10 protein-coding genes are annotated in these 13589 nt (G+C 41.8%); 1 reads left to right on the top strand and 9 read right to left on the bottom strand.

Annotation, left to right across the window (positions count from 1 at the left end; translation table 11 throughout):
- Positions 1 to 2: 2 nt before the first annotated feature.
- The 8 genes from KO530_RS16005 to recG form a co-directional block, all read right to left on the bottom strand.
- On the bottom strand, positions 3 to 1559 hold the full coding sequence (locus KO530_RS16005) for a TnsD family Tn7-like transposition protein (RefSeq protein ID WP_216049465.1): 1557 nt from the start codon (positions 1557 to 1559) through the stop codon (positions 3 to 5).
- Between the two features lie 24 nt (positions 1560 to 1583).
- Positions 1584 to 3014, bottom strand: a complete 1431-nt coding sequence (locus KO530_RS16000) for an ATP-binding protein (protein WP_216049464.1) — start codon at positions 3012 to 3014, stop codon at positions 1584 to 1586.
- 3 nt (positions 3015 to 3017) lie between these two features.
- Positions 3018 to 5147, bottom strand: coding sequence for a transposase (locus KO530_RS15995; RefSeq protein ID WP_354667881.1), 2130 nt, complete (start codon positions 5145 to 5147; stop codon positions 3018 to 3020).
- Positions 5125 to 5949: a TnsA endonuclease N-terminal domain-containing protein gene (locus KO530_RS15990; RefSeq protein WP_208805174.1), complete on the bottom strand. Its 825-nt coding sequence runs from the start codon at positions 5947 to 5949 to the stop codon at positions 5125 to 5127. The genes KO530_RS15995 and KO530_RS15990 overlap by 23 nt, the downstream gene beginning before the upstream one ends.
- 138 nt (positions 5950 to 6087) lie before the next feature.
- The gene (locus KO530_RS15985; RefSeq protein ID WP_216049462.1) at positions 6088 to 7269 is read right to left on the bottom strand and encodes an NAD(P)/FAD-dependent oxidoreductase; all 1182 of its coding nucleotides are present in this window, start codon (positions 7267 to 7269) and stop codon (positions 6088 to 6090) included.
- Positions 7270 to 7832: 563 nt separating this feature from the next.
- On the bottom strand, positions 7833 to 8306 hold the full coding sequence (locus KO530_RS15980; RefSeq protein WP_216049461.1) for a peroxiredoxin: 474 nt from the start codon (positions 8304 to 8306) through the stop codon (positions 7833 to 7835).
- An 18-nt stretch (positions 8307 to 8324) separates the two neighbouring features.
- Positions 8325 to 9089, bottom strand: coding sequence for a class I SAM-dependent methyltransferase (locus tag KO530_RS15975; protein WP_216049460.1), 765 nt, complete (start codon positions 9087 to 9089; stop codon positions 8325 to 8327).
- Positions 9082 to 11157 (bottom strand): ATP-dependent DNA helicase RecG, encoded by a 2076-nt coding sequence (gene recG / locus KO530_RS15970; protein ID WP_216049459.1) that lies wholly within the window; start codon positions 11155 to 11157, stop codon positions 9082 to 9084. Before recG ends, KO530_RS15975 begins: the two co-directional genes overlap by 8 nt.
- A 300-nt stretch (positions 11158 to 11457) precedes the next feature.
- Here recG and KO530_RS15965 point away from each other — a divergent pair, with 300 nt between their 5' ends.
- Positions 11458 to 12780, top strand: coding sequence for a mechanosensitive ion channel family protein (locus KO530_RS15965; RefSeq protein WP_216049458.1), 1323 nt, complete (start codon positions 11458 to 11460; stop codon positions 12778 to 12780).
- A 61-nt stretch (positions 12781 to 12841) separates the two neighbouring features.
- Here the strand turns inward: KO530_RS15965 and KO530_RS15960 are convergent, their stop codons facing one another.
- The gene (locus KO530_RS15960; protein ID WP_216049457.1) at positions 12842 to 13471 is read right to left on the bottom strand and encodes a peroxiredoxin-like family protein; all 630 of its coding nucleotides are present in this window, start codon (positions 13469 to 13471) and stop codon (positions 12842 to 12844) included.
- Positions 13472 to 13589 lie beyond the last annotated feature (118 nt).

Below are 13589 nucleotides of genomic sequence, written 5' to 3'. Positions count from 1 at the left end.
TCTCAGTTATTAGTCATGAATTTGTTGATCATATTCATTGTTAAAGGCAACTTTCCTTTACTCTTCAGTAGCCACCCATGTCCGCCGATTTGCTTATCAAGCTTGCTTAGAGATATGTTGTCATCAGTTTTAACTAATATGTCGGCAACTCTCTTAGCTAAGGTAATATCTCGTTCAGCCCAATCAATTATCCGATGAAACTTATTTTTTTGAGGGGGTGGCAACGAATTATTAAGCCAATATTTGTCATTACGATACAACCAATGAAACGCTGTATAACACTGGTTTTTTATTTCTTGTTTGATTGCAGTGGGGTAGCGACCTATACAACGTCTAATTTCTAGCCTGCATCGTCTGCGCTTAGACTCAAATTTATAACATTTTCTCTTTTCAACCAAGCCAGGATCACAAGAAATAATCTGCTCAACACTCCCAACGGAAATACCTAAGCTATTTGCAATATACTCACGATGAAAACCTTTATATGCCAAATCCAAAACTTTTTTGATAGCAAATTCGTCAATGGTGCGCGGGATTTTTTTTATCTCTATGTTATTCAACAATGCTAGTTGTTTGATATAACACCTACTCTTACCAGTTTTACGATGAATTTGCAGTATAGGCATTCCCTTTTTTAGCAATTCAAGACACTCTGTTTGGTAGCTCTCTTTTGCTTTTATATTTAACGTAGCTCTATCATTTTTCTCTGAGTTCGCTGACAACATGAACGAGATAAGTAGGTGCTTGAAAGGGTGTTGAGCGAACTTTCCATTCACCAGATGATAAACATAATTTGTTTTCGCTGTTTGAAGAGGTATGAGCATGTCATTCGGTAACGCCAATTTAGCAGCTAAACTTTTTAAGTCAGTCGTTAATTTTTTATTTTTAATCGTTCCAGACGTAAGTAAATAGCCAGATTTATATAGTGATTCCCTGAGTTCTGTTAAATCAAAAAAGTCTGAATATGCTAACTCATTGAAAATAAATGTATTGGCAAACCTTGCAAAATCTGAGGTTATTTTATTTGAGCTGTCAGCAGGCATGTTATGAGGTGGTAGGAAGGATGGCGCGACATATATTCTTGCTGGTAACACTAGTCTGTTTAACCTGACAGGATGCTCACTGCATGACTCAACCCCTGGTATCTGATGAGAAATATGCCAATAACTTACACCATGTTCATACATATCTTTTTTAGCGCATAATGGACAATACTTAACCGTTAAAATTTCTGTTTCCTTAAAACTAGCCAAGTTGCAAGCTCGAAGTACAGCATTACAATTGCCAGCCATCAATGCATTATTAATCTCCTGTGATCGTTTTGGTTGGTAGTACTTAAAAAGCTTTATCAAGGTTTGTTGATTGATTACACATTCAACCTCATTTCGCGATAGGCTTGCAATGGAACCTATCCCAACGGTTAGATACGGGTGAATAGAAACCCGCTTCCTATTGAAGTAAGTATTCAAAAATTTATCTACTGGCATGCCAGTTAGCGTAAGACTTCGTACTATCCTGCTATAAAAAGATTCATCTGGTAAGGCAATTGGCACCCACATTGATCAAGGCTCTTAAACCACGCATCATGCAAGTTGCTTTAGTGGATCGTCGCAAAGGATGCCAATACCACGAAAATATTCATTGGCATCCTCCTCGTCCACTCCCCGTCTTAATAAGTCTGGATCCTCAATGCGAGATAGAAGATCGATACAGGCAGTTAATTCTAATAGCTTCGCTGAGAATTCAGGATGCTGCGGCCTTGTTACGTCTGCAATAGGAGCAGATGTAATTGAGGTATCTTTAACCTCAGTGACAATTGTTTGATTGGCAACACGGCGGTTACGGCGAGGCATTGTGATTTCATCGCGCAAATTTATCACTTCTTTTGTTTTAGACGATAAGCCAAGAGCACTAAGCGCCGCTTGTTGCAGAACTCCTACTGTAATACGCTCGTCACCCGAGCCTATGACCAGCCTTTGCGCATCTCTGTATATACGATGAGCCATGTCAAGGTTACCAACAGAAAGCTCAAAAATTGTATTGTCTAACTCCTCAGTCAGCTCAGTTGTAATATCAGTCCAATGCAAATCCCATAGTTCTTGTATAAAATATTCCCATTCCTGACTGTTCCTAGTAAGTTGCTTCATTATAAAATAACCGCCACCTTCTGCTCGTCTAGCAGCTTTGAGTGTTCGCGCTAAAGTATCGTCAAATGGCGGATTTGCGCAGAAGAACATCGGTATACCCAACTTGTTTACAAGGGTATGTATAAAATTAAGAAGATTGTTCTCTCCCCCTGTTCTTTTTAAAGTAAGCCTTTGCATTTCATCGATAACAAGCATGCCTAAGAAGTTCACCTTAATTTTTTGCTCTATTTGTCTGGTTAATGCTCCTATAGTTGTTGCAGGTTTTGTTTTTCCCTCTTGGACAATATCGTCAATGCAAGAAAGTATTTCTTCACATAGGTCGCGTACACTTGAATTGTGAGGGCAATCAACTTTAATCCACACAATCTGGCGTTGATACTCCATTTTTTTGCCATTGTAATCGTTATGCATTATTACATTTGGGAAATAGTTGAGCACTTGCTCAAGCATGCTAGATTTGCCCACACCGCTATCGCCAACTAAGGTCAACCCTTCTGCTTTCGGTTCAAAATAACCTGTTTTAGGTTCAATTTTGGGTCGCTCATCGGATGCAAAATGAAGATATTGTGCAGTTGTTGGTGTAAATGGATTTTTAGCCGAATAGCCATCTTTTAGCGCAGTTTCCATAGCTCTGAAAACCTCAGCATAAAGTGGAAGCGGTTGGCGAAGCGCCTTTAAACGGATTGTATATTCAGCTCTAATCAATGGATCGGGGTTTTCTCGAATATGAATATCAAGATCGGGGTAATTACTAAATTTATCCATTATCTCATCGGCACTTACTTTTCTAGGTAGTGCCTCTATCCATGGATTACCCCTGTATTCAGGAAGAATTGCTTCGTGGTAAGTTGCTTGTTCTGTACGCACTGTTTACTTCCCTTTTGGTCTGCGAGGTAAAAACACTGTTTTCTTTTTCGCCGAATCAATTGCTACAGATTCAGGCGATAATGGTTCTGTAGGTCTGCTGTCATCAATCACATTACTCGTGCTATTAATTTCATTTTTTCTATTTTCGCGGATATTTTTAACGCGTTGGGAAAAGGGCGCTGGTTTTTCGGGAGTCGTAGCTTTTGCTGATTTTTCCTTTTCTTTACGCATCGTGCTGCTATCAATAGATTCTACAGTTATCGGTGTTTCAGCATCTTTCTGCTCACGCCAATCTTGGAATACTTCCACTTCATACATTGGCTTGCTCTCGAACATATTGCTTCGTGGGAGGAGATTACACTTAACAAAGTCATCATTTTTGTTGAACCTGACATACATATAATTTGTCGTATTTTCATTGATACGGGCATCAAGCTTCCAACTCCCGTTTGTCCTAGCAATTGCGGCCAAATTGTCCTTAATTACTCGTTCACAAGAGTAATAAAGTCCATTAAATTCAATGCCTCGCTCGGTCATTGTTGACTTCGCCGGCGGATACATCCGACTAATGACCTCACTCTCATTCGCAATTTGTAATGAATGTTTATGATTTAGAACATTTATTTTCCAAAAATTAATTGGGTTCGGTGTTAGATTATGTTTTATAAGTAGAGGACTCGATTCAGCCAATCTATCGTATTTTGATCTATTAAGCTCAAGGACAGCGTTTATAAGTAGTTTAGTGAAATCTTTAAGGGTATAAATCGCATCCTTTCGAGGATCTTTATCTCCGCGTACCACTTTGCCACCACGCGTTGTTCCTAATAGATCATGAATCAATTCCTTGTTGAGAAGCCCGAAGCGATTCTCTACAAATGACTTAAAATCAGGTCGATAGGGTGGTGATAATTGCAGTTCAGTTAAGGGGACAACAAGCTTTTGCGGCTGGAGGCCTATCATTTCTCCATTGTCACACATTAGTGTGAGTGGAATATGATGAATCGGCCAATCGCTATCTTGAATATCAATGCCAAACTCTTTGCAGTAAGACACTTTAGGTAGGAAAGCGTTAGCAAGTGCTTGACGGGCTGCTCTCCATGACGCATAGAACAAAGATACGTTTATTCCACATATTGCCCCGCTTGCTCTATCTACAATTGAGTAAATAGTAGGGCGACCGAGAATCAGATTTGGTGACCATTCTGAGACGATATGAGCATCAGCAACTGTTGCGTCAATTTCAAAACAATCTCCAGGTACTGACCACTTCGTGCTTGCGCTTCCCATCACCCCCCTTCGATTAAGCAAATAATCTCGCTCAGTGGTTGTCAATCTAATTGATTCTGCGTCACTAAAGAGTTTCCGCTTCCAATAACTTAACTGCCTCAAACTAGGCACGTAAGGAACGCTTCCTAGTGCATTTGCCATTTTTATTTCATCTGAATAGTAAGTTCGTAGCATCTCTTTGTAAGTATCTGAAAGAGGTTTGCCATGGGCTTTGAAATAATGTTTTTTGAGAATCTTACGGAACTTACTCTTATCAACATCTGTTACGATGAAATTATTTGTTCTCTCTACCGTTAGCGTTCTTGCTTTTTTGGGCGAACCTAAAGGTGTAGTCTTCACAATCTTTGTTTTACCAAGTCCTCCACAGGCACTATACGCAGGTAGAAGAGCATTTCGGGTTTGCCCATACTTGTAAAATTGTTTGAGTAATCGGTGGATCTTTCTCACACCTGCACCCACCTTGTCAGCGTGGCGACCAACACTATTTACTCGCCTAACCGTAGACAGCTTAATAAGAAGATCTTGATCATCAACTAACTCTTTGATTAACGCATAGTTTTCATCCCTGATTTTAATATGTTGCTCACTAATTTCTGAGTCATCCTTCAACATATATACAGGTAATTTGAAACTGCCTTTGAAAATGTAATGCTCACTTATGGCATGTTTGAAGGCATCGAAATCGACCAAAATAGGCCGTTTTTCCTTTTTAGAATCATTAATAGGATACATGATAGTAAAATTATGGGCTTCGTCTGCTAACAATATTCGCCATAAGCCAGACTCGACACCATCAAAGCTTTTTATGTCCCAAATGCTATTCCTAAGAATTTCCAAGCGCGACACCTTGATTAAAATCAGCTTTCGAATAAATTTCAATAATATCATCACGCTCTAATTGGTTAGATAAATTGACGCTTATATATTTATAACCAATTAAGCTTCTTAATAGCTCTAACGCATTTTCAGGTTTAATCTCCAAATGCTTCATAAAGTCATTGCAAATATCTTTAATAAACACCTTGCCTATCGGAATAAGCTGTAAACCTGCCGATATATAGTTATCTGAAAAGGTTGGTATATCTGAACGTATACTGTGAGTCGCCCATTTGATGTTTTTACTTTGAATAGCAGTATCTTGGCTACCAGTGTAATAGTGGAACTTAACACCCAATAGTTCCCACCAAAGGCGCTCTATTTCAATTTTTTCAATAACCCGAAGATCACCTGAGTCACCCTCAGGTTTAACTGAAAATGCTTCATAAACGATTGCGTTATTAATTTTTCGAGTCAGTAATAAATCGGTAGTGATTACTATGGGTTCTTTACTTACAGGATGTGCCGGATGTTTAATATCTAATGATTTAGCAATTTTTATTGATAAATTAATGGGGAGAAGAGGGAATTGCTCCCTAATATCGACAACCGAATCACTAAATTCAGCTAAATAAAACAACTCAGTTTCGATCAACGACATGAAATGATGCTTTCGCTTCGATTTAATACCTGGAATCTGAGAACGCACACCTTTAGATGTTACATCTTGAACTCTTAGCCACGGTTTATAAAATTCACCCTCACCAATCCCATATTTGTTTTTCAATGCTCGATTGTAGTCAGGAAATGTTTCTAACTTGCGTCTTGCCATAAAAAAGCCACGGCTAAATAATTAATGACTAATCGTAGAATAGAGTAAGCCAGATGAAAGGACAAACTTTATTGTATATATTAAGTAGTGTGGACAAACTTTATTGTCTATGGACAAACTTTATTGTCTGCCCACAATTTAAACATTTTGCCCAGCAACCCAAGCGCTGCTCCAGGCCCATTGGAAATTATAGCCGCCAAGCCAACCGGTGACATCGACCACTTCACCGATAAAAAATAGGCCATCGATGTCGTTTGCCATCATGGTTTTCGACGATAGTTGATTAGTATCGACGCCGCCCAAAGTGACTTCTGCTGTTCGATAGCCCTCTGTGCCATTGGGTTTTAATTGCCATTGATGGAAGGCTGCGGAAACTTGCTCAAGCTGCTTACCTTGGAATTGTTTAAGGGGTTTATTTTGTAATCCCAAATAGGGTAACGCCGTCTGTACGTAGCGTTTTGGAAAGTGCTTAGATAACGCGGTCGCTAACAAACTATCTGGTGACTGTTGCTGGCTTTGGTTCAATTCTTCGAGTAAATCGCCGTTGGGAAACAAATCAAACTCAACCTCTTGACCTGGATGCCAAAACGATGAAATTTGTAACACCGCTGGGCCGCTTAAACCGCGATGGGTGAATAAGATATTTTCGTTAAAACTAGTATTATTGCAGCTTGCTCGCGCGTCTAAAGAAATGCCACTTAACTCGGCTAATACGCTTTTGTCTTGCTCGTGTAACGTGAAAGGAACCAGTCCAGCCCGCGTTGGTTTTACGCTTAAACCAAACTGTTCAGCTATTTTGAAGCCGAATGGTGATGCGCCTAATTTCGGCATAGATAAGCCACCGGTGGCCACCACCAGCGACTCGCACCTATATTCACCTTTGCTGGTTTGCAAAGTAAATCCATCGGATGTTTTATCAATATCGAGAATTTCACATTGATTAGTCACCCCAGCCCCTGCCTTATCGCATTCTTGCAATAGCATATTGAGGATATCTTTGGCAGAATCATCACAAAATAATTGCCCGAGAGTTTTCTCGTGATAAGCGATTCCGTATTCAGCGACCAACCCAATGAAGTCCCATTGGGTGTAACGACTTAGGGCTGATTTACAATAATGGGGATTGTCTGAAAGAAAGTTTTCGGGGCTGGCATACATGTTTGTGAAGTTACAACGCCCCCCCCCTGACATCAATATTTTGCCACCAATACGTTTAGCGTGATCCAGTACCTGTACCTTCCGACCGCGCTTAGCGGCCTCAGCTGCACAAAATAAACCGGCAGCACCCGCGCCGATGACAATGACATCAAGTTGTTTCAATATATACTCTGTTTTTGTGTGTGATGAAATTTGAGCGATTAGAAATATCTACGCAAATTGTTGAGGGGCATTATATCGTTTCCAAGAAGGTGTGGCACGGGATTTATCCGGCAGAGGACAATACCCCCGTAGCATGGTCTTTAGGCCATGAAAGCTTAATGCTAGAGCGCGGGGTTAAAACACCCGCCTACAAGAACAACCACCTGTAGCATGGCCTTCAGGCCATGAAAGCTTAATGCTAGAGCGCGGCGCTAAAGCACCCGCCTACAAAAACGTCCACCTACCGTGGGGCTAAAGCACCCGCCTACAAGAACATTCCCGTAGCATGGCCTTCAGGCCATGGAAAAATACCGAACCGCGGGGTTAAAGCACCCGCCTACAAGAACGTCCACCTACCGCGGGGTTAAAACACCCGCCTACAAAAAACATTCTCGTAGCACGGCCTTTAGGCCGTGGAAAAATACCGAACCGCGGGGCTAAAGCACCCGCCTGCAAGAACGTCCACCTGTTGCACGGCCTTTAGGCCGTGGAAAAATACCGAACCGCGGGGTTAAAGCACCGGCCTACAGAGACTTCAACATTGTCTCGGCATCACTAACTTCGAATGTGCCTGGTTCTTCAATATTTGCTACTTTGATAACGCCATCTTCGACCAACATGCTATAACGACACGAACGGACGCCACCAAATGTGCCGGTGTCGATGTTCATACCGATTGCACTGGTAAAATTACCATCGCCATCGGCTAACATTAAAATCTCGTCGGCATTGTGTTGTTTACCCCAAGCTTCCATCACGAAGGCATCGTTTACTGATAAACAAATAATAGTGTCGACGCCTTTGGCTTTGATTTTATCGGCTAGTGTCACATAACCAGGTAAATGTGCTTGTGAACAAGTTGGTGTGAATGCACCAGGCACAGCAAACAAAACAACCTTTTTGTCAGCGAAAAGGTCTGTGGTTGTGAATGTTTTCATTTCACCATTAATTCTTGCTGTGACATTTGCTTCTGGTAACTCACTGCCTTTACTAATCATAATGTTCTCCAATTAATTCTATAGGTTGGTCAAATAGACATCAAAGCGAAGCTTTTTGCCTTTAATCGACATATTAGGTTGTTTATCATTTAGGTAAGGAGCCGTATCTGGCCTTTTTACCACAACTCGTTGTTTTGCTAATTTTAGCGCAGGTTCGAGTAAGTCATCCGCATCTTCATCGACTCCCAGCAACGTTTGGAACAAGCGCATTTCTTTTTTCACTAGCGCCGATTTTTTGCGATGGGGAAACATAGGGTCCAAATACACCACATCCGGTTGTGTATTTTGCCAACTCGCCATAATTTCCGTCGCTGTGCCGCGCAAAAGAGTCATTCGTTGCGGTAGCCAATCACTCACCAGTGGTTGAGATTTAGCTCGCTGCAAACCATCTTCTAATAAGGCAGCTACTTCTTTGGATCGTTCAATCATATCTACGTGGCAACCAAAGCTTGCCAATATAAATGCATCTCGGCCTAAACCAGCGGTTGCATCTAAAATCCGCGGAAAAACATTTCCTTTGATGCCCACAGCCTTTGCTATGGATTCTTTTTTAACACTGGTTTGTTGTCGTCTGAAGGTCAATACATCAGATGCAAAGTCTACAAACACCGCGCCCAATTTGGGTTCATCCAACTGTTTAAGGGCCAAATAGTGTTGATCTAATACTAGCGCTAATCCCTGAGTTTGCTGATTATCAATTTCCAATCCCCAGTTTGTTTGCCAAATAACAGCTTGTTCCTGTAATTGTGGATTTTCCGGTTCAGTTAATATTAGCTTAAGCATGGCCATAACGCTCTTTATGTCCTAGCCAGCGATTAATGATGGCTTGAGATTTTGACGGATAATGTTGCCACATATGAGAAGCAATATTTTGAACTTGAGGGATGAGTTCGGCATCTCTAATTAAATCAGCAATTCTGAGATCCGCCAATCCAGTTTGCTTAGTACCAAGCAACTCCCCCGGCCCTCGTATTTCAAGGTCTTGTTGCGCAATATAAAAACCATCATGGGATTCACGCAACACTTTTAACCGTTTGCTCGCGGTTTTCGACAATGGACTTTGATACATCAACACACAATGACTTTCCACTGAGCCCCGCCCTACTCGCCCTCGCAACTGGTGTAATTGTGCTAAGCCAAGCCGCTCGGGGTTTTCAATAATCATTAAACTAGCATTAGGTACATCGACCCCCACTTCTATTACGGTTGTGGCCACTAATAAGTCCAATTCACCTTGCTTAAATTGCTCCATGATTTGCTGTTTTTCTTGCGATTTCAGGCGGCCATGAACCAGTCCTACCTTTAATTCGGGTAAAGCGGTATGCAGGGCAATAGCTGTGTCTTCTGCGGCCTGACACTGCAACACTTCTGACTCATCAATAAGAGTACAGACCCAATAAGTTTGACGCTTCTGGTTAACTGCAGCGTTGCGCACTCTTTCAATCACTTCACCTCGCCGCGTATCGGGTAACACAACTGTGGTGATTGGCGTGCGCCCTGGGGGTAGCTCATCAATTATCGAGGTATCAAGATCCGCATACGCTGTCATCGCTAAGGTTCGTGGAATAGGGGTTGCGGTCATAATCAGTTGATGGGGAAACGCCCCCTGTAGCTCGCCTTTCTCTCGTAACGCCAAACGCTGGTGCACACCAAATCTATGTTGTTCATCGACAATAACTAAGGCAAGTTTATGATACTCAACCGCTTCTTGGAAAACCGCATGAGTACCTATGAGCATATCAATCTGACCATTTTTCAGTTCAGTTAATACCGATTCTCTGGCTTTACCTTTTAACTTACCGGCCAGCCAACCAATTCGAATATTAAGCGGTGAAAGCCAATCACTAAAGTTATTGGCATGTTGTTCTGCCAGCAGCTCAGTGGGTGCCATCATTACCACTTGGAAACCTGCACCTATAGCAGACAAAGCTGCCATTGCCGCCACCAATGTTTTACCAGAGCCCACATCTCCCTGGACTAACCGCATCATTGGCGAGTCTTGTTGCATATCATGCTGAATTTCATCTACCACACGGGATTGTGCGTTGGTTGGAGTAAAGGGTAAGTTTCCTAAAAACTGGTCGATTAACGCTGTAGAAATCGGAATCGAAAAAGTTTGTTGGCGCTTACTTTGTTGGCGAACCTTTAAAACGCTTAAATGGTGAGCTAGTAGTTCTTCGATGATCAAGCGTTGCTGAGCTGGATGTTTGCCTTCCTCTAATAGCGACAAGGCGACATCGGGAGGCGGCCTATGGACGAGCGATAGCGCATCGACTAGGCTAATTTGTGCCACGTAAAGATTATCAGGCAACAGTTCCGCTAGACCACCCTGTTTCAGTTTAGTTAAAGCTTGCTCACTAAGATTGCGTAGAGTGATTTGCTTTACGCCTTCGGTGGTGGGATACACTGGAGTAAGTGATTCTTCCAACTCGCTGACGGATTCATCACGTTTAACGCGATATTCAGGATGCATCATTTCTAAGCCGAATTTGCCTGCCCGCACTTCGCCGAAAGCACGAATCGTGGTGCCTTTTTCTAAACTGTTTTTTTGTGCTGCCGAGAAATGGAAAAAGCGTAAGGTAAGGGTGCCAGTATTGTCACTTACTCGCACCACCAACATCCGTTTTCGGCCAAATTGCACATCACAAGACATTACTTCCCCTTCAATGCTTGTGTGCAAAAAGGGCTGCAAATCGCCAATGGGGTAGATACGCGTGCGATCTTCGTAACGAAGGGGCAAATGGAACAGCATGTCCTGAATGGTAACTAACCCAATTTTTTCGAGCTTTTCAGCAACTTTGCTGCCTACACCTTTTAATTCGGTTAATTTTGTTATTGCCAGAGATTGCATCTGAGCCTTTTTATTCAGAACGAAACAACCTGTTATTTTGCCTTACAGCCAGCAGAATACAACTATTCTGAAGGCTAAAAATACAAAACCTTGGACAAAGCCCCTGCCCGCTGATATTTAAAGGCTTTTAACCTATCTAAAATACACGAAGTTTCACGCTTAAGATTGCTTTTAACATGAACACCGACCTGAAATTGGATAAAAACCAAGTCTATACTTAGTGCAATTATTCCGAACCAACTATACGAATTGACGGTATTGGTTCATAGTAAGTTTAGAAATTTGAAAATGTGAATTGATATGAACCTAGAAACCATTTCCACCCAAGCTGATCAATTATGGTTAGTTATTCTTAGCACTTTAACCAACCCAAATACTTATGCTCAAGTTTCCATAGTGCTGTTTGTCTACTTATTGGCTTTTTGGTTGGCTCGCAAAATACGAAATGCGGTAGGACTAACTCACTACGAACCAGACTCAAGCGCTCACCCTATGCGTAAACTCGCCTATCGAGTGGGTTATTTGGTTTATCCATTGATTGCATTGATTACCTTAAAAGTGATTATCGAAACAGTCCACAATGCAGGCTTTTCAACATGGCTTTTGGATACAGCCTTGACCATTGCGGTTTTACTTTTCTATTACTCAATGATTCGCGTGTTGGTTGTAAATACTATCGCCGCGAAACTATTCAAGTGGGTGGGATTACCGATTTTACTGCTGCATTTAACCGGCTCACTTAGCACTGTTATTGTTGCACTGGAAGACATATCTCTTACCTTAGGTAACGTTAATATCACCGCATACGGCGTGGTAAGAGTGCTGATTTTCGGTGCAGTGCTATTTTGGCTTGGACGCGCATCTAATAGCTTTGGCAAAGACATCATTCGTAAACAAGAATCGATAGATATTCGTACTAGAGAAGTTTTTTCGAAACTCTTTGAGGTCGCGGTATTTTGCATTATTGCACTGTTATTGTTAAATGTGATGGGCATTAATCTAACTGCGCTTGCCGTGTTTGGTGGCGCCGTCGGTGTAGGGTTGGGTTTAGGTTTACAATCCATCGCTTCGAACTTTATTTCAGGCATTATCATTTTGCTAGATCGCTCGTTAACCGTTGGCGATTTTGTGGAAATGGATGACGGCAGTAAAGGATTCGTCCGTGAGTTCAGAATGCGATACACGGTTCTAGAAACCTACGACGGCAAAGACATTCTGGTACCCAATGAAAAATTCATTTCCAATTTAATGGTCAATTGGACTCATAAAGATCCTAAGCAGCGTTATCGAGTAGATTTTTCAGTGCCATACGCAACAGACATACGCTCGATGGTAGAGTTTATTAAAGTGGCGGTGGCCGAACACCCTTCTGTCATCAGCGGCCCGGACGTACCATTTGAAGAACGCCCAGATTGTGAAATTGATAGTTTCGGGGACTCTGGGGTAAACATGTTTGTGGAATTCTGGATGGAGGGCATTGATGATGGCAAAAATCGCGTTGGCGGGGATTTGATGTTAATAATCTTTGAAACCCTTAGAGAAAATGGCATTGAAATACCATTCCCTCAACGTGAAGTTCGGATCCTCAACGAAGAGACATTCAGTGTCAAAAGTTCAAATTAGAGAATAACTGAGCCCTGTTCAATTTTAATTGTTTGAAAGGGCTCACAACTTAAGTAAGTAATTACAAACTTAGTTTGGCTGCTTGTAAAAGCAGCTCTGCAGAAGGTCTTACTTTAAAGTTTGGATTAACATAGTTGAATTTGATTAAGCCTGTTTTGTCGGTAATAAACACTGAAGGAGCCGGCAATACCGCCCGTTCACTGTCCGCATCTTCGGTTAACACTATGTTGTTTTTCTCTTTGTATCTAGATTTTGTTTCCGCAGGTACATAAAAACCAATTCCAACCCCTTTGATGGCCTGTAAACTTTCGTCTGATAACAACTGCACGGCAAATTCAGTTTCTAGTTTTTGCTCTTGTAAACGTGTTGGTGATTCGGGCGATATTGCTAATATTTGATAACCTAAATCAACCAAAGGTTGCTCGATATCTTTGAGCTCTGCTAATTGACGGCTGCAATAGGGACACCATCCCCCACGATAGAACAATATAATCGTCGGTTTTTGCATAATCATCGCCTGCAAACTAACCGGCGCACCAGTCGCAGTGCGCAGTGTCACATTGGGAATAGTTTGGCCATTTAATAAGGGAGTTACATCTTCAGGGGATTCCGCGATTAAAGTTCGGTCTAAGGCAAACAGCTGTGTTGCAAAAAGCGTAAGAAACAAGCCGATTAGGTAAGCGGATCGCATAGTAGGTTTCCTTTTAAAGTATGTTCGCAAACATAACAATGTAGCATGGGATTTATCCCATGGAAATATTTAGGTCGGATGATAGCGCGGGGCTAAAGCAACCGCCTACAAGAGAAAC

This window comes from Aliiglaciecola lipolytica (assembly GCF_018860635.1).
GTDB classification, from domain to species: domain Bacteria; phylum Pseudomonadota; class Gammaproteobacteria; order Enterobacterales; family Alteromonadaceae; genus Aliiglaciecola; species Aliiglaciecola lipolytica_A.
The sequence above is the reverse complement of the archived record's forward strand: the minus strand, read 5'-3'. Positions and strand labels throughout refer to the sequence as shown.

Bases quoted from the DNA above. Each gene is read 5' to 3' on its own strand.
- KO530_RS16005 (WP_216049465.1), bottom strand. From the start codon at position 1,559: ATGTGGGTGCCAATTGCCTTACCAGATGAATCTTTTTATAGCAGGATA.
- KO530_RS15990 (WP_208805174.1), bottom strand. From the start codon at position 5,949: ATGGCAAGACGCAAGTTAGAAACATTTCCTGACTACAATCGAGCATTG.
- KO530_RS15980 (WP_216049461.1), bottom strand. From the start codon at position 8,306: ATGATTAGTAAAGGCAGTGAGTTACCAGAAGCAAATGTCACAGCAAGA.
- KO530_RS15975 (WP_216049460.1), bottom strand. From the start codon at position 9,089: ATGCTTAAGCTAATATTAACTGAACCGGAAAATCCACAATTACAGGAA.
- recG (WP_216049459.1), bottom strand. From the start codon at position 11,157: ATGCAATCTCTGGCAATAACAAAATTAACCGAATTAAAAGGTGTAGGC.
- KO530_RS15965 (WP_216049458.1), top strand. From the start codon at position 11,458: ATGAACCTAGAAACCATTTCCACCCAAGCTGATCAATTATGGTTAGTT.
- KO530_RS15960 (WP_216049457.1), bottom strand. From the start codon at position 13,471: ATGCGATCCGCTTACCTAATCGGCTTGTTTCTTACGCTTTTTGCAACA.